Annotated in this window: 19 protein-coding genes and 1 pseudogene; 10 read left to right on the top strand and 10 right to left on the bottom strand. The window is 60.7% G+C overall.

The window, feature by feature from the left end:
- Positions 1-94 precede the first annotated feature (94 nt).
- Both QRN61_RS08030 and QRN61_RS08025 read right to left on the bottom strand, forming a co-directional pair.
- Positions 95-937 (bottom strand): mechanosensitive ion channel family protein, encoded by an 843-nt coding sequence (locus QRN61_RS08030; RefSeq protein WP_096795091.1) that lies wholly within the window; start codon positions 935-937, stop codon positions 95-97.
- A 184-nt stretch (positions 938-1121) separates the two neighbouring features.
- The gene (locus QRN61_RS08025) at positions 1122-1607 is read right to left on the bottom strand and encodes a YajQ family cyclic di-GMP-binding protein (protein WP_003227548.1); all 486 of its coding nucleotides are present in this window, start codon (positions 1605-1607) and stop codon (positions 1122-1124) included.
- A gap of 140 nt (positions 1608-1747) precedes the next feature.
- Between QRN61_RS08025 and QRN61_RS08020 the strand changes: the two genes are divergently transcribed.
- The 3 genes from QRN61_RS08020 to QRN61_RS08010 are packed head-to-tail and all read left to right on the top strand — an operon-like array spanning position 1748 to position 5335.
- Entirely contained in the window at positions 1748-2665 is a 918-nt protein-coding gene (locus QRN61_RS08020) for a putative 2-dehydropantoate 2-reductase (RefSeq protein WP_285373539.1), read from the top strand.
- Positions 2666-2710: 45 nt separating this feature from the next.
- On the top strand, positions 2711-4747 hold the full coding sequence (locus tag QRN61_RS08015) for a sensor histidine kinase (RefSeq protein ID WP_096795093.1): 2037 nt from the start codon (positions 2711-2713) through the stop codon (positions 4745-4747).
- Positions 4748-4750: 3 nt separating this feature from the next.
- Entirely contained in the window at positions 4751-5335 is a 585-nt protein-coding gene (locus QRN61_RS08010) for a cob(I)yrinic acid a,c-diamide adenosyltransferase (RefSeq protein WP_285373538.1), read from the top strand.
- 130 nt (positions 5336-5465) lie between these two features.
- On the opposite strand, the gene QRN61_RS08005 is transcribed toward QRN61_RS08010, so the two are convergent.
- From QRN61_RS08005 to secA, 4 genes are all read right to left on the bottom strand, one after another.
- Complete coding sequence (locus QRN61_RS08005) at positions 5466-6410, bottom strand: Nudix family hydrolase (RefSeq protein WP_285373537.1); 945 nt, start codon at positions 6408-6410, stop codon at positions 5466-5468.
- Entirely contained in the window at positions 6407-7039 is a 633-nt protein-coding gene (locus tag QRN61_RS08000) for a glutathione S-transferase family protein (protein WP_150368601.1), read from the bottom strand. Before QRN61_RS08000 ends, QRN61_RS08005 begins: the two co-directional genes overlap by 4 nt.
- A gap of 180 nt (positions 7040-7219) precedes the next feature.
- Positions 7220-8437 (bottom strand): bifunctional glutamate N-acetyltransferase/amino-acid acetyltransferase ArgJ, encoded by a 1218-nt coding sequence (gene argJ, locus QRN61_RS07995; RefSeq protein ID WP_103367418.1) that lies wholly within the window; start codon positions 8435-8437, stop codon positions 7220-7222.
- 122 nt (positions 8438-8559) lie between these two features.
- Complete coding sequence (gene secA / locus QRN61_RS07990; protein ID WP_027612522.1) at positions 8560-11295, bottom strand: preprotein translocase subunit SecA; 2736 nt, start codon at positions 11293-11295, stop codon at positions 8560-8562.
- A 307-nt stretch (positions 11296-11602) separates the two neighbouring features.
- On the opposite strand from secA, the gene QRN61_RS07985 reads away from it, so the two are divergent.
- Positions 11603-12058, top strand: coding sequence for a DUF721 domain-containing protein (locus QRN61_RS07985; protein ID WP_285373536.1), 456 nt, complete (start codon positions 11603-11605; stop codon positions 12056-12058).
- A gap of 127 nt (positions 12059-12185) precedes the next feature.
- On the opposite strand, the gene QRN61_RS07980 is transcribed toward QRN61_RS07985, so the two are convergent.
- The gene (locus QRN61_RS07980) at positions 12186-13673 is read right to left on the bottom strand and encodes a helicase HerA-like domain-containing protein (RefSeq protein WP_103367417.1); all 1488 of its coding nucleotides are present in this window, start codon (positions 13671-13673) and stop codon (positions 12186-12188) included.
- 186 nt (positions 13674-13859) lie between these two features.
- Between QRN61_RS07980 and QRN61_RS27690 the strand changes: the two are divergent.
- The 5 genes and pseudogenes from QRN61_RS27690 to gpgF form a co-directional block, all read left to right on the top strand.
- Positions 13860-14891, top strand: a pseudogene (locus tag QRN61_RS27690) (HAMP domain-containing protein); the annotation flags it as partial.
- Between the two features lie 93 nt (positions 14892-14984).
- Entirely contained in the window at positions 14985-15749 is a 765-nt protein-coding gene (locus QRN61_RS27685) for a methyl-accepting chemotaxis protein (RefSeq protein ID WP_371917795.1), read from the top strand.
- Positions 15750-16004: 255 nt separating this feature from the next.
- Entirely contained in the window at positions 16005-17126 is a 1122-nt protein-coding gene (gene gpgS / locus QRN61_RS07970; RefSeq protein WP_502942580.1) for an N-acetylglucosaminyl phosphatidylglycerol synthase, read from the top strand.
- Positions 17119-17895 (top strand): N-acetylglucosaminyl phosphatidylglycerol deacetylase, encoded by a 777-nt coding sequence (gene gpgD, locus QRN61_RS07965; protein ID WP_285373534.1) that lies wholly within the window; start codon positions 17119-17121, stop codon positions 17893-17895. The genes gpgS and gpgD overlap by 8 nt, the downstream gene beginning before the upstream one ends.
- Complete coding sequence (gene gpgF / locus QRN61_RS07960; protein ID WP_285373533.1) at positions 17892-18911, top strand: glucosaminyl phosphatidylglycerol flippase; 1020 nt, start codon at positions 17892-17894, stop codon at positions 18909-18911. The genes gpgD and gpgF overlap by 4 nt, the downstream gene beginning before the upstream one ends.
- On the opposite strand, the gene QRN61_RS07955 is transcribed toward gpgF, so the two are convergent.
- The gene (locus QRN61_RS07955) at positions 18874-19050 is read right to left on the bottom strand and encodes a hypothetical protein (protein ID WP_167797083.1); all 177 of its coding nucleotides are present in this window, start codon (positions 19048-19050) and stop codon (positions 18874-18876) included. The two genes, gpgF and QRN61_RS07955, sit on opposite strands and share 38 nt — an antisense overlap.
- A gap of 88 nt (positions 19051-19138) precedes the next feature.
- Complete coding sequence (purU, locus tag QRN61_RS07950; protein WP_003227580.1) at positions 19139-19987, bottom strand: formyltetrahydrofolate deformylase; 849 nt, start codon at positions 19985-19987, stop codon at positions 19139-19141.
- Between the two features lie 338 nt (positions 19988-20325).
- Between purU and mvaT the strand changes: the two genes are divergently transcribed.
- The gene (mvaT, locus tag QRN61_RS07945; RefSeq protein ID WP_003227581.1) at positions 20326-20703 is read left to right on the top strand and encodes a histone-like nucleoid-structuring protein MvaT; all 378 of its coding nucleotides are present in this window, start codon (positions 20326-20328) and stop codon (positions 20701-20703) included.
- A gap of 103 nt (positions 20704-20806) precedes the next feature.
- Here mvaT and sbcB read toward each other — a convergent pair whose 3' ends face one another.
- Entirely contained in the window at positions 20807-22237 is a 1431-nt protein-coding gene (sbcB, locus tag QRN61_RS07940; RefSeq protein WP_285373532.1) for an exodeoxyribonuclease I, read from the bottom strand.
- Between the last annotated feature and the right edge of the window lie 31 nt (positions 22238-22268).

Genomic DNA, 22268 nt, shown 5'->3' with positions numbered 1-22268 from the left:
TGCAAACTTTGAAACCGCCAAAAAACCCAAGAGCGGAGCACATCTCTTGGGTCTGATAACAACTAACTGACCCTCTGGCCAGAAATCAATGTTGTTACTGGGTAGCGCCTTCCTGCACAACACGAATCACACGCTGTGGAAACGGAATATCAATACCGGCAGTTTTCAAACGGTCACGCGACTGTTCGTTAAACATGAACATCACGTCCCAATAGTCTGCAGTTTTAACCCACACACGCAGGGAAACAGTGATCGAACTGTCACCCAACGTCGAAATGACCGCTTGTGGCGCAGGGTCCTGCAATACGCGCTCATCCTTGGCCAGATCCAGCAGCACCTGACGGGCCTTTTGCAGATCAGCTTCGTAATCCACACCCACGTCAAACACCACTTTACGGGTTGGTTGACGGTTGGTGTTGGTGATGATGCCGTTCGACAGATTGCCGTTCGGGACGATGATGGTCTTGTTGTCACCGGTACGCAGCACGGTGTGGAAAATCTGGATGCTGTCGACCGTACCCGCCACACCTTGCGCTTCGATCCAGTCACCGATACGGAACGGACGGAACAGCAGAATCAACACGCCGCCGGCGAAATTCGCCAGGCTGCCCTGCAACGCCAGACCGATGGCCAGGCCGGCAGCACCAATCGCGGCCACGAACGAGGTGGTTTCCACGCCGATCATCGAGGCCACGCTGACGATCAGCAGCACCTTGAGAATGATGTTCGCCAGACTGCTGATGAAGCCTTGCAGCGCCAGGTCGGCATTACGCAGGGCCAGCAGACCGCCGAGTTTTTGCGTGACCTTGTTGATCAGCCACCAGCCAATGGCCAGGGTAATCACCGCCAGCAGCACGCGGCTGCCGTATTCCATGATCATCGGAATCCACGCCTGGGACGCCTTGACCAGGTTGTCTACCTCAGCATTCAAATCCATCTTCCATCTCCTGATTTCCGGCCATTCGGCACGCGAAAGATAAGCGGCAGAAACCCGCCGGGGTGCACATAAATCAAATGTGGGAGCGAGCCTACTCGCGAAGGCGGTGTGTCATTCAGCCAGGAGGTTGACTGACACGCCGCCTTCGCGAGCAGGCTCGCTCCCACAAATCTTCTGACCGAGCTTAGTCGCGGAAGTTGTTGAACTGCAGTGGCATGCCGAATTCCTTGGCGCGCAGAGCCGCGATGGCTTCCTGCAGGTCATCGCGCTTCTTGCCGGTCACCCGCACCTGCTCGCCCTGAATGGCGGCCTGCACCTTGAGCTTGGCGTCCTTGATGTGAGCGACGATTTTCTTCGCCAACTCCTTGTCGATGCCTTCTTTGAGAATGGCGTCCTGCTTCATCAGCTTGCCCGAGGCGTAAGCGTCTTTGACTTCAAGGCACTGCACATCAATCTTGCGCTTGGTCAGAGCCAGCTTGAGGATCTCGATCATCGCTTCCAGCTGGAACCCGGCTTCAGCGGTCAGATTGACGGTCAGGTCCTTTTCCTTGAACTCGAAGCTGCCTTTGCCTTTCAGGTCATAGCGACGATCAAGTTCCTTCACGGCGTTCTCGACCGCGTTGGTCAGCTCGTGTTTGTCCAGTTCGGATACCACGTCGAACGACGGCATGTAATCTCTCCAATAAAAAGGCGCGCTCGATAAGGAGGGAGCGCGCTTGGCTTGCGGTTAAAATCCGGCTCATTATAACGGGTCTTTTCCCACCGATACGGCGAGCCTTGCATGCCAGTACCTTACCGAGTGAAAAACTGATGTCCACCCCTTGGCACGTTCTTGGCGCCGGCAGCCTCGGCACCCTGTGGGCCACGCGTCTGGCGCGGGCCGGTCTGCCGGTGCGGCTGATCGTGCGGGATGCCGAGCGCTTGCGCAGCTATCAGGCGGCCGGTGGTCTGACGCTGGTCGAACACGGCGCAGCCACGACCTATGCCGTCCCTGCGCAAACGGCGGACGACCCGGAGCCGATCCGCCGCCTGCTGGTCGCCTGCAAAGCCTATGACGCCGAAAACGCCGTCGCCCGCCTCGCCCCGCGCCTGAGCGCAGATGCCGAGCTGATCCTGCTGCAGAACGGTCTCGGCAGTCAGGACGCGGTCGCAGCGGTGGTTCCGCAGGCACGCTGCATCAGCGCCTCCAGCACCGAAGGCGCGTTCCGCGACGGCGACTGGCGCGTGGTGTTTGCCGGCCACGGTTTCACCTGGTTAGGCGATGCCGGCCATCCGGTGGCGCCGATCTGGCTGGACGATCTTGAGGCGGCGAAAATCCCCCATGAATGGAGCACCGACATCCTCACCCGGTTGTGGCGCAAGCTGGCACTCAATTGCGCGATCAATCCGCTGACCGTGCTCCACGATTGCCGTAACGGCGGGCTGGAACAGCATCAATGCGAAGTCGCCACGTTGTGCAGCGAATTGGCCGAGTTGCTGGAGCGTTGCGGTCAACCGGCAGCCGCGGTCAATCTGCAACAGGAAGTCGAACGGGTGATTCACGCCACGGCGGCCAATTACTCGTCGATGTATCAGGACGTGGCCAACCGCCGCCGCACCGAAATCAGCTATCTGCTGGGCCACGCCTGCAAAGTCGCCAGCCGTCATCAACTGAACCTGCCGCACCTCACTCAGTTGCAGCAACGTCTGGTCGGCCATCTGCGCAGCCTTGGATTGCCCAGCGACTGAGCAGCGGCTACGCTGGCCACTTGTTCCTTTGCTGCGATAAACCTGATGCCATTGCGCCAGCGCCTTGAAAACCTGCCGGTCGGCCAGAAACTGCTGGCCGCCCTGCTGGTGTTGTTGACCACCGTCCTGCTGGTCGCCAACCTGACCTTTATCAGCGCCGCCTATTACATCTCCCAGGAAAGCATGGCGCCGCAAGCTTTGCAGACCATCGGCCGACTGATCTCCAACCCTAGTCTGGTCGCACAAGCCCTCGAGTCGCCCCAGAGCGCCGAACGCCTGCTCAAGGAACTCGACAGCTATTCGCCACTGCGCGCCGCCGCGTTGTATGACGGCAAGGGTGACCGCATCGCCCAAGTGCAGCGTGGCGACAAGCTCAATCTGCCGGAACGCTATCGACACGTCGAAGCCTGGCAGCTCACCGAGTTTCGCAGCAATCAGTTGATCACCCTGCCCCGCCCCGGCACCGCGCCCGGGCACTTGCTGCTGGTCGCCAGCAGTGAACTGCCGATGGCGTTCTACACCGGCACCCTGACTGCCAGTCTCGGCATCCTGATTTTCAGTGTGCTGCTGTGGCTGGTGATTGCGCGGCAGATCAAACGCCTGATCACTCGGCCGATCCATGAACTGGAAGAGCTCTCGCGTCAGGTCACCCGTGAAGAGAACTATGCCCTGCGCGCCTCACGCGGCAACCACGATGAAATCGGCAGCCTCGCCGAGGCGTTCAACACCATGCTCTCGCGCATCGAAGCCCGCGAACAGCAGCTCAAGCGCGCCCGCGATGACTCGCAGGCCGCCTACGATCAGGCCCAGGGCCTGGCCGAAGAAACCCGTCACACCAACCGCAAACTGGAGCTGGAAGTCCAGGTTCGGAGCAAGATCGAGAAGAAGCTCACCGGATTCCAGAACTACCTCAACAGCATCATCGACTCCATGCCCTCAGCGCTGATCGCCCTCGACGAGCAGCTCTACGTGACCCAGTGGAACCAAGAGGCCAGCGCCCTCTCCGGCACGCGCCTGGATGAGGCGCTGAACCAACCGATCTTCCTCGCCTTCGAACCGCTCAAGCCGTTTCTGCCACAACTGAAGCAAACGGTCGAAGAACACACGGTGGCGAAGATCGAACGGGTGACCTGGTTCAAGGATGACGAACCCAAGCACTACGCCCTGACCTTTTATCCGCTGATGGGCGGTGCCGGGCGTGGTGTGGTGATCCGTATCGACGACATCACCCAGCGCCTGTCGCTGGAAGAAATGATGGTGCAGTCGGAAAAAATGCTCTCGGTCGGTGGCCTCGCCGCCGGCATGGCCCATGAGATCAACAACCCGCTCGGCGCGATCCTGCACAACGTGCAGAACATTCGCCGGCGGCTGTCGGCGGATCTGCCGAAGAACCTCGAAACCGCCGAACAGCTCGGCATCGAACTGGACACGGTCAACCGTTACCTGCAAAGCCGCGAAGTGCCGAAACTGCTCGACGGCATCCAGCAGGCCGGCGCGCGGGCGGCAAAAATCGTCACGCACATGCTCAGTTTCAGCCGCCGCAGCACTAGGCAAATGGCCCCCTGCGATCTGCCGGCGCTGATTGATCAGGCGGTGGAAATTGCCGGTAACGACTTCGATCTGGCAATCGGTTTCGACTTCAAGGGCCAGGCGATCATCCGCCAGTTCGACCCGGCGCTCGGCCCGGTGCCGGGCACCGCCAACGAACTGGAACAAGTGCTGCTCAACTTGCTGAAAAACGCCGCGCAAGCCATTCACCAGCGCGAAGACGACAGCGAGCCGGGGCGGATCATCCTGCGCACCAAACTCAATCCGCCATGGGCCGAGATCCAGGTCGAGGACAACGGCATCGGCATGAGCGAGAGCGTGCGCAAGCGCACCTTCGAGCCGTTCTTCACCACCAAGGAAATCGGCCAGGGCACAGGGCTGGGGCTGTCGGTGTCGTACTTCATCATCACCAACAACCACAAAGGGCAGATGGAAGTGCAATCGGCGCCGGGCCAGGGCACCTGCTTCACCTTGCGCCTGCCACTGACCCAACCGGCGGCCATCGCCGCCGAAACCAATCAACTACCGAGGTAACCCATGGGCTTTCGCTTGTCGAAGATCTACACCCGCACCGGCGACACCGGCGAAACCGGCCTGGGCGATGGCCGCCGCGTCCCCAAGGATCACCCGCGGATCGAAGCGATTGGCGAAGTCGATACGCTGAACAGTCAGGTCGGCGTGCTGCTGGCCGGGCTGATCGCCGAGCGCGAGGCGTTCCCCGATCTGAATGAACTGATCGAGGTGCTCGCGCCTTGCCAGCATCGTTTGTTCGATCTGGGCGGTGAGCTGGCGATGCCGGAGTATCAGGCGCTGAACACGGCAGAAATCGAGCGCCTGGAAGCGGCGATTGATGTATGGAATGAGGAATTGGGGCCGCTGGAGAATTTCATTCTGCCCGGCGGTTCGATGCTGATTGCCCAGGCCCATGTGTGCCGCAGCCTGGCGCGCAGTGCCGAGCGGCGCTGTCAGCATTTGAATGCGATCGAGCCGCTGGCCGGGGTGGGGTTGGCGTACATCAATCGGTTGTCGGATTTGCTTTTTGTGGCCGCAAGGTTGATTGCGCGGCGGCAGGGGATTGCGGAGATTCTTTGGCAGCCAGCGGCGAAGCCTTCAGGAACGTAGTGTTTGATCGGCCGCCATCGCTGGCAAGCCAGCTCCCACAAGGTTTTGTGTCGTTCTCCGCATTTGCGGTGCACCCAATACCTGTGGGAGCTGGCTTGCCAGCGATGAGGCCAGTGGCCTCAGCACATAATCAAGCTTCCGGCCAGAACGCGCGAATCCCCGCTACACCCTGAGCGCCAACACCCCAAGCCTTCTCGCGCTCCACCGGACCAACACCGCCGAGCAAGAACACCGGCTTGCTGAAGCCCTCAATCAACGTCGACGCCTGCTCCCAACCCAACGGCTGCGCATCCGGATGGGTCAAGGTTGGTTGAACCGGCGACAAGGTGACGAAATCCACCCCCATCTGCTCGGCCAGCGCCAGTTCTTCAGCGTTATGGCAGGACGCCGCCAACCAGCGCTCAGCTGGCAGCGGTCGCCCCGCCTCGGCGTATTTGCGCAGTTGCGCGGACGTGATGTGCCAACCGGCCGACGGGAAATCGCCGAGCCATTCGAACGGCCCCTTGATCATCAACTGCGCCTTGCCGGCACACAGACCGGCTGCATCCACCGCCAGATCGCGGTATTTGGGGTCATAGCCGTTCGGCGCGCGCAGCTGGATCAGTTTGATCCCGCCGGCAATCGCCTTCTGAATGCCGCGCAGCAGGGCCGGGGCTTCCAGATCGTCCGGCGTGATCAGGTATTCGCCGGGCAGGCGCGCCGCGGCCACGATCGGCTGATTGGCCGCCGGGAACTCGTAGTTCAGCAGATCCTTGGCGGTCACCCAGGCCAGTGGCTGACCTTCGGCACCGTGCGGCTCACCGCTGAAGCTCGACACTTCCCAGACATCCAGCAGTACCTGCTTGTCCGGGTAATCGTGGCGCACCTTGATCAGTGGACGAGCGGCGCCAACGACAATACCCAGCTCTTCCTGCAACTCGCGAGCCAGTGCGCTTTCGACCGATTCGTCAGCCTCGACCTTGCCGCCGGGAAATTCCCACAAGCCGCCCTGATGCTGGGTGTCGGCACGGCGGGCGATGAGGATTTTGCCGCTGTCGTCCCGAATGACGGCAGCCGCGACGTGTACACGTTTCACGGATTCAATTCCTCCAGTCCAGCCTTTTGCCACGCCTTGAAGGCGGGCCATTGGTAGACGGTTTCAACATAGGCTTGATCAACCGCCGGCAACTGCACCTGGTAAGTCCGCAGGCGCACGGCAATCGGGGCGAAGAACGCGTCAGCCAGGCTCACCCGGCCAAACAGATACGGCCCAGGCTCCGTGGCGGCAGCACGGCATTCAGCCCACAGCGCGAGCATGCGTTCGATATCGACCTTCACCTCTGGCGGCACCGGGTTGAGCGGTGCGTCATGGCTCAGGTTGAACGGCATGTGATTGCGCATGGCGAAAAAGCCACTGTGCATCTGCGCGCAGGCGGATCGCGCCTGGGCACGGGCGAACAGGTCGGTTGGCCAGAGCTGTTCGGACGGGAACTGCTCGGCCAGGTATTCGGCGATCGCCAAAGAGTCGGCGATGGTGCCGCGAGAGGTTTGCAGCAATGGCACCTTGGCGGTCGGCGAATGCTTGAGCAGACGCTCGCGGGTGTCGGGCTTGCCGAGTTTGATCAATTCTTCGCTGTAGGGAGCGCCGGTCAGTTCCAGCGCCAGAGCGGCGCGCAAGGACCAGGAAGAAAGCAGTTTGTCGCCGATGATCAGGTGCAGGGACATGGTGTGGCGCCTTTTCGTCAGTGGAAAGCTTCAAGACTTGTGGTGACTGGGCCGACGCTTTCGCGGGCAAGCCCGCTCCCACAGTAGTTTCGGTCGTTCACAAAGGTTGTGTACACCGCAGAACCCTGTGGGAGCGGGCTTGCCCGCGAAGAGGCCGGCAGCCCACCCTCACCCTTTGGATCAGGTGCGGTACTCGGCGTTGATCTTCACGTATTCATGCGACAGGTCGGTGGTCCAGATGGTTTCGCTGCAATCACCGCGACCCAGTTCGATACGGATGGTGATCTCTTCCTGCTGCATCACCGCCGAACCCTGTGCCTCAGTGTAGGTCGCTGCGCGTGCGCCACGGCTGGCGATGCACACGTCGCCGAGGAACACGTCGATCTTGCTCACATCCAGATTCGGCACGCCGGCACGGCCGACAGCGGCCAGAATACGGCCCCAGTTCGGGTCGGAAGCAAACAGCGCGGTCTTGATCAGCGGCGAGTGGGCCACGGTGTAACCGACATCGAGGCATTCCTGATGATTGCCGCCGCCGTTGACTTCAACGGTGACGAACTTGGTCGCGCCTTCGCCGTCACGCACGATGGCCTGGGCCACGTCCATGCACACTTCGAACACAGCCTGTTTCAGCTTGTTGAACAGCTCGCCTTCGGCGCGAGTGATTTCCGGCAGTGCAGCCTTGCCGGTGGCAATCAGCATGCAGCAGTCGTTGGTCGAGGTGTCGCCGTCGATGGTGATGCGGTTGAACGACTTGTTCGCGCCGTCGAGCATCAGGTTGTGCAGTACGTCGCGGGAAACTTTGGCATCGGTGGCGATGTAGCCGAGCATGGTCGCCATGTTCGGGCGAATCATGCCTGCACCTTTGCTGATGCCGGTGACGGTAATGGTCACGCCATCATGCTCGAACTGGCGGCTGGCACCCTTGGGCAGGGTGTCGGTGGTCATGATGCCAGTGGCGGCAGCTTCCCAGTTGTTTTCCGACAGATCATCCAGTGCGGCCTGCAGCGCGCCTTCGATCTTCTCGACCGGCAGCGGCTCACCGATCACGCCGGTGGAGTACGGCAGGATCTGGCTGGCATCGACACCTGTCAGCTCGGCCAGTTTGGCGGTGGTGCGCTCGGCAGCCGCCAGACCCGGCTCACCGGTACCGGCGTTGGCATTGCCGGTGTTGGTCAGCAGGTAACGCACGTCGTTGTGCACGCGTTTTTTCGCCAGGATCACCGGCGCGGCGCAAAAGGCGTTCAACGTGAACACACCGGCCACGGTCGAACCTTCGGCGCAGCGCATCACTACCACATCCTTGCGCCCGGGGCGCTTGATGCCGGCCGAGGCAATACCGAGTTCAAAACCGGCAACCGGGTGCAACGTTGGCAAAGGACCAAGACCAACAGCCATGAATGCGCTCCTTACTCAATGATGTCAGCACCGCTCACAGGGATGGCGGTGGTGTAAATGGCAAAACGCCGCGACGGCAGGAGCCGGTCGCGGCGCGGGTATTTCAGCGATTGAAACGGGGGTTACTGGATCTGCCCGTGGCAATGCTTGAATTTCTTGCCCGAACCGCAGTAGCACAGTTCGTTGCGACCCAGCTTCTGCTCGTTGCGCACCGGCGCGGTGGCGAGGGCGACATCGACCTCTTCACCCAATACTTCCGGCTGCTCCAGACCAGGGGCCTCGGCGTGTTCGAACTGCATGCGCGCGGCCAGTGCTTCGGCTTCCTCACGCAGGCGTTGCTCTTCGGCTTCCGGATCTTCGCGGCGCACCTGAACGTGCGACAGCACACGAATCGAGTCGCGCTTGATCGAATCCAGCAGCTCGGAGAACAGCGTGAACGACTCGCGCTTGTATTCCTGCTTCGGGTTCTTCTGGGCGTAGCCACGCAGGTGGATGCCGTGACGCAGGTGATCCATGGTCGACAGGTGGTCTTTCCACAGGTCGTCGAGCACGCGCAGAACGATTTGTTTCTCGAACGAGCGCAGTGCTTCGGCACCGGCCTGATCTTCTTTCTCGTTGTACGCCGCCATCAGCTCGACCATCAGCTTCTCGCGCAGGGTCTCTTCGTACAGGTGATCATCTTCGTCGAGCCATTGCTGGATCGGCAGTTTCACCCCGAAGTCGCTGGCAATCGACGCTTCCAGACCGGCCACGTCCCACTGCTCTGGCAGCGATTGCGGTGGAATGTGCGCGCTGACGGTGGCGTTGAGCACGTCCTGACGGAAATCGGCGATGGTTTCACCGATGTTGTCGGCGGCCAGCAACGTGTTACGCATGTGATAGATCACTTTACGCTGTTCGTTGTTGACGTCGTCGAACTCGAGCAGTTGTTTACGGATGTCGAAGTTGCGACCTTCCACCTTGCGCTGCGCCTTCTCGATCGCGTTGGTCACCATGCGGTGCTCGATCGCTTCGCCCGGCTGCATGCCCAGGGCTTTCATGAAGTTCTTCACCCGGTCAGAGGCGAAGATGCGCATCAGGCTGTCTTCCAGCGACAGGTAGAAGCGGCTGGAACCGGCATCACCCTGACGCCCGGCACGGCCACGCAACTGGTTGTCGATACGACGGGATTCGTGACGCTCAGAGGCGATCACCTGCAGACCGCCGGACTCCAGCACTTGCTGGTGACGCTTCTGCCAGTCAGCCTTGATCTGGGCGATCTGCTCGGGGCTCGGGTTTTCCAGCGCCGCGACTTCCACTTCCCAGTTACCGCCCAACAGGATGTCGGTACCACGACCGGCCATGTTGGTGGCGATGGTCAGGGCGCCCGGACGACCGGCTTGCGCGATGATCTCGGCTTCTTTTTCGTGGAACTTGGCGTTCAGCACCTTGTGTTCGATGCCTTCCTTGTTGAGCAGGTTGGACACATGCTCGGAAGTTTCGATGGTCGCGGTGCCCACCAGGATCGGACGGCCCTGGGCCATGCCTTCCTTGATGTCATTGATGATCGCCGCGTATTTCTCTTCGGCGGTCAGGAACACCAGGTCGTTGAAATCTTTACGCGCCAACGGCTTGTTCGGCGGAATCACCATGACCTGCAAGCCATAGATCTGGTGGAATTCGAACGCTTCGGTGTCGGCGGTACCGGTCATGCCGGACAGCTTGGTGTACAGACGGAAGTAGTTCTGGAACGTGGTCGAAGCCAGAGTCTGGCTCTCGGCCTGAATGTTCAGACCTTCCTTGGCTTCGATGGCCTGGTGCAGGCCTTCGGACAGACGACGACCCGGCATGGTACGACCGGTGTGTTCGTCGACCAGTACGACCTGACCGTCCTGCACGATGTATTCGACGTTGCGGTGGAACAGCTTGTGCGCACGCAGACCCGAATAGACGTGGGTCAGCAGGCCCAGGTTATGCGCCGAGTACAGGCTCTCGCCTTCGGCCAGCAAGCCGACGCCGGTGAGCATTTCTTCGATGTACTGGTGACCGGCTTCGTTGAGTTCGACCTGACGGGTCTTCTCGTCGATGGTGTAGTGACCGGCCTTGGTGACCTGGCCTTCGACTTCTTCGACGTGCAGTTCCAGCTGCGGGATCAGTTTGTTGATCTCCATGTACAGCTTGGAACTGTCCTCGGCCTGACCGGAAATGATCAGCGGGGTACGGGCTTCGTCGATGAGGATGGAGTCGACTTCGTCGATCACGGCAAAATTGAGTTCGCGCTGGAATTTCTCTTCCATGCTGAACGCCATGTTGTCGCGCAGGTAGTCGAACCCGAATTCGTTGTTGGTACCGTAGGTGATGTCGGCAGCGTAGGCGGCGCGCTTCTCTTCCGGCGGCTGGAACGGCGTCACGACGCCGACGGTCAGGCCGAGGAATTCATACAGCGGGCGCATCCAGTTGGCGTCACGGCGGGCCAGGTAGTCGTTCACGGTTACAACGTGCACGCCCTTGCCGGACAGCGCGTTGAGGTAAACGCCCAGGGTCGCTACGAGGGTTTTACCCTCACCGGTACGCATTTCGGCAATCATGCCTTCATGCAGGGTCATGCCGCCGATCAACTGGACGTCGAAGTGGCGCATGCCCATGACGCGCTTGCCGGCTTCACGGGCGACCGCGAAGGCTTCAGGCAACAGCTTGTCGAGGGATTCCCCTTTGGCGATACGGGCCTTGAACTCATTGGTCTTGGCGCGCAATTGATCGTCCGAAAGGGCCACCATTTGCTCTTCGAAGGCATTGACGAGCTGCACCGTCTTGAGCATGCGTTTGACTTCACGCTCGTTCTTGCTTCCAAAAAGTTTCTTTAACAAAGGCGCAAACATATCGGCAGGATCTTCCACACTAAAGGGATGGAGGGCGGCCCCGTGAGTCGCCCGTGCAGCCCTCATGGCCGCATGCGAACGAGCATTCTACCCGGAAACGGTGGTGAGGAAAGTGGCGATATTCCACGATGCTGGCACTGCGCTTTGACGGGGCTCACTTAAAATAAGGGCGTTTTGCTCAACTTCAACCCATCAAGGCAAGAAGTTAGTTGTTGATTTAATGGGTAAAGCAGGGACAAAAGCAATGGGCGAGTGGTTCCGTTGCTTTCTGCTAACATGGCGCTTCTGTTACTTCAGGTGTTCGATCATGGCATTTCGCCCCCTTACAGCCAGAGCGCCCGCCGTTCTGCTACGCGAAGCCAAGCCGCTCAAAGCCATTCTTGGTCATGCCCAACGCCTCGCTCATCTGCAACGCCTGCTTGAAAGCCAGCTGCAACCTGCCGCCCGCGCACATTGTCATGTGGCCAAGTGGCGTGAAGGCGAACTGTCGCTGGTGGTCACCGACGGCCATTGGGCGACACGCCTGCGCTACCAGCAAAAACGCCTGCAACGGCAATTGCAGCTGTTCGAAGAGTTCGCCAACCTGACGCGAATCAAATTCAGTGTGCGACCACCGATCGTCCAGCCTGGGGCTGTCGGGCACACGATGGACCTGTCGAGCGATGCGGCGGCGACCATTCAGTCCACGGCCGACGGGATCAGCGATCCCGCTCTGCGTGCGGCACTTGAGCGCCTGGCGGCACACGCCAAAGACAAATCCTGATCTCAATCCAGAAAACTGCCACTTATCCAATGTGGGAGCGGGCTTGCTCGCGAAGGCGTCCTTTCAGGCAACATTATTGTTGACTGGCAGACCGCTTTCGCGAGCAAGCCCGCCCCCACAGCTTGGATCAACGCCGTTTGCTGCCACCGAGCAACGACCCCATCAAGCCGCGCACCAGTTGTTTACCCAGATTATTGGCCGCCTGACGCATGGCTGACTTCAACGCCTGCCCCGCCGCCGTGCCCAGAAACTCTCCGGCACGATCAGCCAGGCTCGGCTCTTCGGCTGCCGGCTTACCCGCTGGCGCATCCGCCTCCGGCGCCAGATCCTTGCGGCCCATCAGGATTTCATATGCCGACTCACGATCAATCGGCTTGTCATAACGCCCCTTGAACGGCGACCCGGCGATCAGCATCGTGCGTTCGGTTTCGCTCAACGGCCCGATCCGCGACTGTGGCGGCGCCACCAGCACCCGCTGGACCATCTCCGGCGTGCCTTTTTCCTGCAGCGTCCCGACCAGTGCTTCACCGATGCCCAGCTCGGTCAGTACCGACAAGGTGTCGAACGCCGGATTTGGCCGGAAGCCATCGGCTACCGCTCGCAGGGATTTCTGTTCCTTGGCGGTGAACGCACGCAAGCCGTGCTGGATCCGCAGGCCAAGTTGCGCAAGCACGTCATCCGGCAGGTCGCCCGGCGACTGGGTGACAAAATACACGCCGACACCTTTCGAGCGGATCAGCCGCACCACCTGTTCCAAACGCTCCTGCAACGCCTTGGGCGTATCGCCGAACAGCAAATGCGCTTCATCAAAAAACAACGCCAGCAACGGTTTGTCGGCATCGCCGCGCTCCGGCAACTGCTCGAACAGCTCGGCCAGCAGCCACAGCAGGAACGTCGCGTAGACCTTCGGCGCCTCGTGTACCAGACGGCTGGCATCAAGCAAATGAATGCGCCCACGGCCATCGGCGGACGGTTGCAGAATGTCTTCCAGTTGCAGCGCCGGTTCGCCGAACAACGCTTCAGCGCCCTGCTGCTCCAGAGTCGCCAGCCGGCGCAATAGTGCCTGACTGGAACCGGTGGTCATCAGCGCGGCGTCTTCGCCCAACAGTTGCGGGTTGTCCTTGAGGTGATTGAGCAGCGCCTTGAGGTCTTTCAGATCCAGCAGCAACAGGCCTTCGCGATCGGCCACTTTAAACGCCGCGTACAGCGCCGACTGCTGGCTGTCGGTCAGTTCCAGCAGGCTGCCGATCAGCAACGGGCCCATTTCACTCAACGTGGTGCGCAACGGATGACCGGATTCACCGTGAATGTCCCACAGCGTCACCGGATAAGCCTGCGGCTTGTGGTTGAGCCAGGGCATCCCGGCGATGCGCTCGGCGACCTTGCCCTGCGGATTGCCGGCGGCGCCCAGGCCGCACAGATCGCCCTTGATGTCGGCGGCGAACACCGCCACGCCGGCGTCACTGAATGCTTCGGCAAGGCGTTGCAAAGTCACGGTCTTGCCGGTCCCGGTCGCACCGGCGATCAGTCCGTGGCGGTTGGCCAGGCGCATGGCCTGAGCAATCGGTTGCCCCGCCAGATCAGCGCCGATAACGAGTTGCGATGTGTCAGGCATTTTGTCACCTATGGTTAATCTTTAATCCGCTGTGGCCGATAGATAAGGGCGAGAACCTGACTGAAAAGTCGGTCGGACATTTCCCTAAGGAGAGTCGGAAATATCAGTTTGTTTCACCCTTGCCCATTTTGCGCGTCTTTATAAAAGCACGCCCAGGACATTAAGACCTTAGCGGAACCCCAAGCCATGAACAAAAACCTGCGCTTCAGCCATAAAATTTTGCTTGCCGCCGCCCTCATCGTCATCGCCGCTTTCGCCTCGTTCACGCTGTACAACGACTGGCTGCAACGCAACGCGATCCGCGATGACCTGAACAACTATCTCAACGAGATGGGCGAAGTCACCGCCGACAACATCCAGACCTGGCTCAACGGGCGCATTCTGCTGGTCGAGAACGCAGCCCAGAACATCGCCATCAATCCGGAACCGGCCAACGTCGCCAGCCTGCTGGAACAGAAATCCCTGACCTCGACGTTCATGGCCACTTACCTGGGCGATGCCACCGGTCACTTCACCATCCGTCCGGACGTGAAGATGCCGGACGGCTTCGATCCACGGGTGCGCCCTTGGTACAAAGGGGCCGAGAGCAGCAGCGCGTCGACCCTGACCGAACCGTACATCGACGCCGCCACCGGGCAGTTGATCATCTCCATCGCCACCGCCTCGAAAAAGGCCGGTCAGAGCGTCGGCGTGGTGGGCGGCGACCTGAGCCTGCAAACCCTGGTCGACACCCTCACCGCCCGGGACTTCTCCGGCATGGGCTACGCCTTCCTGGTCAGCGCCGACGGCAAGATCCTCGTGCACCCGGACAAGGCACTGGTGATGAAGTCGCTGAAAGAAGCCTATCCGCAGGACACCCCGCGCATCAGCAGCGACTTCAGTGAAATCACCGTCGATGGCAAGACCCGCATCGTCAGCTTCGCGCCGATCAAAGGCCTGCCGTCGGTCAACTGGTACATCGGGCTGTCGGTGGACAAGGACAAAGCCTTCTCGATGCTCAGTGAGTTCCGCACCTCGGCGGTGATTGCCACGGTGATTGCGGTGGTGATCATCATCGCGTTGCTGGGCATGCTGATTCGCCTGCTGATCCAGCCACTGCACGTCATGACCCGCGCCATGGAAGACATCGCCGACGGTGAAGGCGACCTGACCAAGCGCCTGACCATCGTCAATAACGATGAGTTTGGCGTGCTGGGTACCGCATTCAACCGTTTCGTCGAGCGTATTCACGGCTCGATCCGCGAAGTGTCGTCGGCCACAGGGCAAGTCAACGAGGTCGCGCTGCGCGTGGTCGCGGCGTCCAACTCGTCGATGTACAACTCCGACCAGCAGGCCTCGCGCACCAGCAGCGTCGCCGCCGCGATCAATCAACTGGGCGCCGCCGCCCAGGAAATCGCCCGCAACGCCGCGCAAGCCTCGAACCAGGCCAGTGATGCCCGCGGCCTCGCCGAAGACGGCCAGCAAGTGGTGGATCGCAGCATCAAGGCGATGAATCAACTGTCGAGCATGCTCAGCGCCTCCAGCAGCAACATCGAGTCGCTGAACAGCAAAACCGTGAACATCGGGCAGATCCTCGAAGTGATCACCAGCATCTCCCAGCAGACCAATCTGCTGGCGCTCAATGCCGCCATCGAAGCGGCGCGTGCCGGTGAGGCCGGACGCGGTTTTGCCGTGGTCGCCGACGAAGTGCGCAACCTGGCGCACCGCACTCAGGAATCGGCGCAGCAGGTGCAAACCATGATCGAGGAGCTGCAAGTCGGCGCCCGTGAATCGGTGAGCACCATGAGCGACAGCCAGCGCCACAGCCAGGACAGCGTGGAAATCGCCAACCTCGCCGGCGAACGCCTCAACAGCGTGACCCAGCGTATCGGCGAAATCGACGGGATGAACCAGTCGGTGGCAACAGCGACCGAGGAGCAGACCGCGGTGGTGGAATCCATCAACGTCGACATCACCGAGATCAATACGCTGAACCAGGAAGGCGTCGAGAACCTGCAGGCGACGTTGCGAGCCTGTTCGGATCTGGAGCAGCAGGCTGCGCGTCTGAAGCAACTGGTCGGCAGTTTCCGCATCTAAGATCAAAAGCCTCCCCCCTCACCCCAACCCTCTCCCCCCAAGGGGCGAGGGGAAAGGGAGCCGATCTTCAAGCTTTTCAAGACCTGAGTTCGACTCCGACTTTCAGGTCGATGTATCAAGCCAAAACACCACGGTCAGTCCCCTCTCCCTCAGGGAGAGGGTTAGGGTGAGGGGCGTTTCAGCTCTACCGCGTATTCCCGACCGAACATCTATTCTGGATAAAGGTCAACCAAGGGAGTGCAACGCAGCGGAGGGTTGATCACTGTGCATATCGCCGACATCACCATGTTCTACGCCCCGGCCAGCGGAGGCGTACGCACCTATCTGGATGCCAAGCATCGACGGTTGGGGGGCAAAACGGGCATTCGTCATAGCCTGCTGATTCCCGGCGCACATTTCGGTGATAAAGACGGTATCTACACCGTGCCCGCCCCCGCCCTGCCCTTCGGCAAAGGCTATCGCTTCCCGCTGCGCCTCGCGCCATGGCGCAATGTCCTGCAGGGTTTGCAGCCGGATCTGATCGAAGTCGGCGACCCGTACCTCACCGCGTGGGCGGCGCTGGACGCGCGACGGCAACTGGACGTGCCGGTGATCGGCTTTTATCACTCGGACCTGCCGCTGCTGGTCGGCAATCGCATGGGCCATTGGGTCACGCCGAACGTCGAGGCGTACGTCACCAAGCTCTATGGCAACTTCGATCGAGTGCTGGCGCCCAGCCAGGTGATGGCCGACAAGCTCACCGGTTTGGGGGTGCGCAATGTATTCGTGCAGCCATTGGGCGTGGATCTGCAAACCTTTCACCCTGACGCCCGCGACAACGGCCTGCGCGCCGAACTGGGAATTGCCGAAGACACGCGCCTGCTGATCTTTGCCGGGCGCGGTTCCAAAGAGAAGAACCTGCCGGTGCTGCTCAAATGCATGCAGCGCCTCGGCCCACGCTATCACCTGCTGCTGGTTGGCTCGTCGATGCCGGCCGTGGTCCCGGACAATGTCAGCGTGATCGACGGGTTCTGCCCGGCGCCCACCGTGGCCCGGTTGATGGCCAGCGCCGACGCCCTGCTGCATGCCGGTGACCAGGAAACTTTCGGCCTGGTGATCCTCGAAGCCATGGCCTGCGGGATTCCGGTGGTCGCGGTGGCGGCCGGGGCGTTTGAAGAGATCGTCGCCGACGACTGCGGCTTGCTTTGTGCGCCGAACAACCCGCAAGCCATGGCCAATGCCGTGCGCGAGCTGTTCAGTCGCGGCTGTGTGAAACTCGGCCAACAGGCGCGGCAACACGTCGAACGGCGTTATTCCTGGGACAGCGTGGTCGATAGCCTGCTCGGTCACTATCACGCGGTGCTCGGTCACTCGCTGCCAAGGGTGGCCAATGGCTGATTCCTTGAATGACCGCGCAGTGCTGCTGGTGCTGCACGACGTGGCACCGTCGACCTGGGCGGATTATCGACCATTTGTCGAGGCGGTCGGTGCAATGGGCGGCGTGCCGATGACCTGGCTGGTCGTTCCGGATTTCCATGGCCACGACGCGCTTGAGGATCATCCCGCGTTTTGCCGAATGCTCGGCGAGCGGCTGGCCCGTGGCGATGAACTGGCCTTGCACGGCTATTACCATGACGACCGCGAGCCAGCGCCAGCCACACCCCGCGACTGGTTCATGCGCCGAATCTACACCCACGAAGGGGAGTTTTATCGCCTGTCCCGCGAAGCCGCCCTGGCGCGACTGCGCGACGGCATCGAACTGTTCCGGCGCAATGACTGGCCGTTGCACGGCTTCGTCGCCCCGGCCTGGTTGATGAGCGAGGGCACGCGCCAGGCCCTTCGCGAAACACCATTGAGCTACACCAGCGACCCGCAACATCTTTATCAATTACCGGATTTCACCGCCATCAACGCCCCGGGTCTGGTGTGGAGTGCGCGCAGCGCCTGGCGCCGGGGTCTGTCAAAACTCGTCAGCGAACAACGCGAACAGCAGTGGCGCGACGCCGCGGTGATTCGTCTAGGCTTGCACCCGGTAGACATGCGCCACGCCTTCGCGCGTGATTACTGGCTACGAACCCTTGAACGGCTGCTGGCAGAAGGACGCACGCCCATGACCAAAATCGACTGGCTCGCCGAGCAACGCGAGCGAATGGAGCGCGCTGCATGAGTCGCGGCATTGTGTTGTTGATCGGCCTGCTCGCTGCTGTACTGATCCCGGTGTTGCTCGGCGGCGGCGAGATCGGTGCGCGCCTGCAAAGTTTCCCCCTGCAATGGCTGCTGATCATGTTCGGCATGATTCTGCTCTGCTGGGGCATCAACACCCTGCGTCTGCGCCTGCTGCTGGGTGATCAGCGCGATCAGGTAACGCCGCTGAAAAGCCTCGGCGTGGTCATGGCCGCCGAATTCGCCTATTGCGCCACCCCCGGCGGCAGTGGTGGCCCGCTGACCATTATGGCCCTGCTCGCCCGTTGCGGCGTACGCCCGGCCCGTGGCAGCGCAGTGTTTGCCATGGATCAGTTGAGCGATCTGCTGTTCTTTCTCTGCGCCCTGAGCGGGATTCTGATTTACGCGTTGTTTCAGCATCTCAGTGACCGCCTGGAGTGGTTGCTGATGGTCAGCGCCGTGTCGCTGTTCGGTGGGCTGTTCAGTTGCGTGCTGCTGGCGCGCTACCACCGCCGCCTGATCCTTGTGAGTGGACGCCTGCTTGCCCGCCTCAACGTGCAACCGGCCACGCGTCGGCGCTGGGCGCGCAAGCTGCTGCATTTTCTCGACGCGTTTATCGACACCCTCAAGTTGCCGTGGCAAACCCTGGTCAAGGTGTTCGCCCTGACCTGCATGCACTGGCTGCTGCGCTACAGCGTGTTGTATCTGGCCCTGCGCGGACTGGGCGCCGATCTGCAGTGGGCCTGGAGTTTTCTGGTGCAGATGCTATCGCTGGGGGCTGGTCAAATGAGTCTGTTGCCCGGTGGTGCGGGCGCCGCAGAGCTGACCTCGGCGGCGCTGCTGGCGCCGATGGTCGGCAAATCCACTGCGGCGGCAGCGATTCTGATCTGGCGGGTGGTGACGTTCTATTTCTATCTGGTGGTGGGCGGCCCGGTGTTTCTATTGATGCTCGGGCGGCCGCTGCTCAAGAAGCTGTTGAAGATCAGGCAGGCTTCTCAGGTTCGTCCGCCTGCTCCTTGAGCTGCTCCCACAGCTCGGCGGCGCCGGGAAACTCGGTGCCGTCCTCCGGGCTCAGGTCATCCGGGTCGTAGCGGCTCAAACAGCCCTCCCCCAGGGTGGCAGGCGCTTTCGAAGTGGCTTTGTCCAATGGGTCGCTCACGGGCAGTTCCTCAAGGGCTGAAACGAAAAAAGGGCCTGGGACGATTGAACGCCCAAGCCCTTCTTTATTCAAGTACGCGCAGGTTCGATCAGAACACCACGGTCTTGTTGCCGTGCACCAGCACACGGTCTTCGAGGTGATAACGCAAGCCTCGGGCCAACACCATCTTCTCGACGTCACGGCCGAAACGCACCATGTCTTCGATGCTGTCGCTGTGGCTGACACGCACCACGTCCTGCTCGATGATCGGACCGGCGTCCAGCTCTTCGGTCACGTAGTGGCAAGTCGCGCCGATCAGCTTCACGCCGCGCAGCGACGCCTGATGGTACGGCTTGGCGCCGACGAACGACGGCAGGAAGCTGTGGTGAATGTTGATCACCTTGTGCGCGTATTCGCGGCACAGGGCCGGCGGCAGGATCTGCATGTAGCGCGCCAGCACCACCACTTCGGCATCGTGCTGTTTGACCAGACGCGAGACTTCGGCGAACGCCGGCTCCTTGTCCTGCGGATTGACCGGGACATGGTAATAAGGAATGCCGTGCCACTCGACCATGCTGCGCAGGTCATTGTGGTTGGAAATCACGCAGGAGATTTCGCAATCGAGCTCGTCGCTGTGCCAGCGGTGCAGCAAGTCGGCCAGGCAGTGGGATTCGCGGCTGGCCATCAGCACCACGCGTTTCTTCTGCTCGGTGTCGGTGATGCGCCAGTCCATCGAGAACTCTTCGGCGATCGGCGCAAACTTCTCGCGCAGCACTTCAATACCGAACGGCAGCGAATCGGCGCGGATCTCGTGACGCATGAAGAACCAGCCGTTCTGATTATCCGAGTGGTGGCTCGCTTCGGTGATCCAGCCGTTGTGGGATGCCAGAAAGTTACTGACTTTGGCAACGATGCCAACGCGGTCAGGGCAGGAAATCACCAACCGAAAGGTGCGCATGGGGGGAAAACTCCAGAACTTCGCAAAGGCGGCCATTCTAGCGACTGTGCGCGGAAACTGCAGTATTGATGACCACATGTCCGCAGGCAGGCCCGATTAGCGACGCCTGACGCCACGCGCGGCGAAACGATAGTCCTGCAGTGAAGCTGTTCGGCCAGATAATTGTGAATATTCGTGATGACTGCATCACATTATTTAAATGACCATTCAATTTACCGGTTATTCCTTGCAACTAATTCAAATAAAAAAACCGGTTAAATGTTTACTTGATGAAACAGCCTGACTATTATTGCGGCACTGTCCCCTGCCATTCAACACATCTGCATAAGGTAGTTACCATGTCCTTGATCAACGAATATCGCGCCACCGAAGAAGCAATCAAAGAGCTGCAAGCGCGTTTGAAGAACCTGTCGCAAGACGACAAACTGCAAGCCGAGCTGGAATTCGAAGGCAAACTGCGCACCCTGATGGGCGAATACTCCAAGTCCCTGCGCGACATCATCGCCCTGCTGGATCCGGAATCGAAAACCAAAGGCACCCGTGGCGCCGCAGTAAAAACTACCGGCACCAAGCGCGCGCGCAAAGTTAAACAATACAAAAACCCGCATAACGGCGAAGTCATCGAAACCAAAGGTGGCAACCACAAGACTCTGAAAGAGTGGAAAGCCAAGTGGGGCGGTGACGTGGTTGAAGGCTGGGCTACCCTGCTGGGCTAAGCCGCAACGCCTGTCGCAGACTGATTCTGCGGCCCATGAAAAACGCCAGCATACGCTGGCGTTTTTTTATGCCCGGCATTTCATGGGCACACTATGTTCGATTTCAAAGATTCAAACGTTTGCGCAATGCATGGACATAATTCTGCCACTCATTGAGCACTTGATTCTGTATCGGCGTAGCACTAAGCGCCCATTGCTGCGCGGCCTCGGCAAAAGATTGCAGGGTATTAGGCGCGCCCATTTGCGGCTCGGACAAACGCTGCTGACAGAATATTCTCCAGCGTTCTTGCTCCTCGAAATTCAACGTGTCGGGAAAGTTGCGTGCGCGATATCGAAAGAGTAATTCCGGCAGACGTTCATCATCGAACGGCCAGTGCTCTTGCGCTAATTGCGCCGGATCCGCCGTTCTCACTTGCTCGCATAGACGCCGATCGCGATCACCGATAAATCCATCGTACAACTGCTGTTCCGGATCTTCGCTGGGCGTGAAGTCTTCGCTGGCGTAAATCGCCGCGACTTTATCTTTCCAAACTTGTTGTGCGTCACTTAGCCGCAGTGCACGTGCCTGATACAGCGCCATGTCCAGGCCCAGACGCTGCTGATCGTCGGCACGCAACACCGACAACGGCGCCACCACCGGGCAGCGATTGATGTGAATCAGTTTCAGCGGCACCGGCAGTTCACCCTCGGCGAGGTCGTCGCGGCGGGTGTACAGGCGCCGGCGCAGGGTTTCGGCGTCCAGGTCCAGCAAGCCTTGCGGATCAAGGTGCAGGTCACAGACGATCAGCGCATTGCGATTGCGCGGATGCCAGGCCAATGGCAGCACCACACCGACATAGTGCCGCGCCGCCGAGAAGCGTCCGGAGATATGCACCAGCGGTTGCAGCAGGCGAATCTGATCCATGACCTTCTGTTTGCTGCGCAATTGAAACAGCCAGTCATACAACTTCGGCTGTTTCTCGCGGATCAACCGCGCCAGCGCAATGGTGGCGCGCACGTCCGAGAGCGCTTCGTGCGCATGCCCATGGTCGATGTGGTTGGCCGCCGTCAGGCGTTCGAGCTTGAGGGTGACCTTGCCTTCGTCGTCGGTCGGCCAGACCAGGCCATCCGGGCGCAACGCATACGCGGCGCGCACCACATCGATCAGGTCCCAGCGACTGTTGCCGCCCTGCCATTCACGGGCGTAGGGGTCGAAAAAATTGCGGTACAGGCTGTAGCGGGTCATCTCGTCGTCGAAACGCAAGGTGTTGTAACCCGCACCGCAAGTGCCGGGCGCCGCCAGTTGCGCGTGTACGCGGGTCATGAAGTCGGCTTCGCTCAAACCCTGTTCGGCGAGACAGCTCGGGGTGATACCGGTAATGGCGCACGCCGCCGGGTGCGGCAGGATGTCTTCGCTGGGCTGGCAGTAGAGGTTGACCGGTTCGTCGATTTCATTGAGGTCGTGGTCGGTGCGAATCCCGGCGACCTGCAGCGGACGGTCGTTGCGCGGATTGATGCCGGTGGTCTCGTAGTCGTACCAGAAGATTGAAGTCACGGGCGGTTCCTGAACTGAAGATCGGCAAAGT

The organism is Pseudomonas sp. lyk4-TYG-107, assembly GCF_030209055.1.
Lineage (GTDB): Bacteria > Pseudomonadota > Gammaproteobacteria > Pseudomonadales > Pseudomonadaceae > Aquipseudomonas > Aquipseudomonas putida_A.
Note: the sequence above shows the minus strand (reverse complement) of the source record. Positions and strands in the feature narration are given on the sequence as shown.

Bases quoted from the DNA above. Each gene is read 5' to 3' on its own strand.
- QRN61_RS08030 (WP_096795091.1), bottom strand. From the start codon at position 937: ATGGATTTGAATGCTGAGGTAGACAACCTGGTCAAGGCGTCCCAGGCG.
- QRN61_RS08025 (WP_003227548.1), bottom strand. From the start codon at position 1,607: ATGCCGTCGTTCGACGTGGTATCCGAACTGGACAAACACGAGCTGACC.
- QRN61_RS08020 (WP_285373539.1), top strand. From the start codon at position 1,748: ATGTCCACCCCTTGGCACGTTCTTGGCGCCGGCAGCCTCGGCACCCTG.
- QRN61_RS08015 (WP_096795093.1), top strand. From the start codon at position 2,711: ATGCCATTGCGCCAGCGCCTTGAAAACCTGCCGGTCGGCCAGAAACTG.
- QRN61_RS08010 (WP_285373538.1), top strand. From the start codon at position 4,751: ATGGGCTTTCGCTTGTCGAAGATCTACACCCGCACCGGCGACACCGGC.
- QRN61_RS08000 (WP_150368601.1), bottom strand. From the start codon at position 7,039: ATGTCCCTGCACCTGATCATCGGCGACAAACTGCTTTCTTCCTGGTCC.
- argJ (WP_103367418.1), bottom strand. From the start codon at position 8,437: ATGGCTGTTGGTCTTGGTCCTTTGCCAACGTTGCACCCGGTTGCCGGT.
- secA (WP_027612522.1), bottom strand. From the start codon at position 11,295: ATGTTTGCGCCTTTGTTAAAGAAACTTTTTGGAAGCAAGAACGAGCGT.
- QRN61_RS07985 (WP_285373536.1), top strand. From the start codon at position 11,603: ATGGCATTTCGCCCCCTTACAGCCAGAGCGCCCGCCGTTCTGCTACGC.
- QRN61_RS07980 (WP_103367417.1), bottom strand. From the start codon at position 13,673: ATGCCTGACACATCGCAACTCGTTATCGGCGCTGATCTGGCGGGGCAA.
- QRN61_RS27685 (WP_371917795.1), top strand. From the start codon at position 14,985: ATGTACAACTCCGACCAGCAGGCCTCGCGCACCAGCAGCGTCGCCGCC.
- gpgD (WP_285373534.1), top strand. From the start codon at position 17,119: ATGGCTGATTCCTTGAATGACCGCGCAGTGCTGCTGGTGCTGCACGAC.
- gpgF (WP_285373533.1), top strand. From the start codon at position 17,892: ATGAGTCGCGGCATTGTGTTGTTGATCGGCCTGCTCGCTGCTGTACTG.
- purU (WP_003227580.1), bottom strand. From the start codon at position 19,987: ATGCGCACCTTTCGGTTGGTGATTTCCTGCCCTGACCGCGTTGGCATC.
- mvaT (WP_003227581.1), top strand. From the start codon at position 20,326: ATGTCCTTGATCAACGAATATCGCGCCACCGAAGAAGCAATCAAAGAG.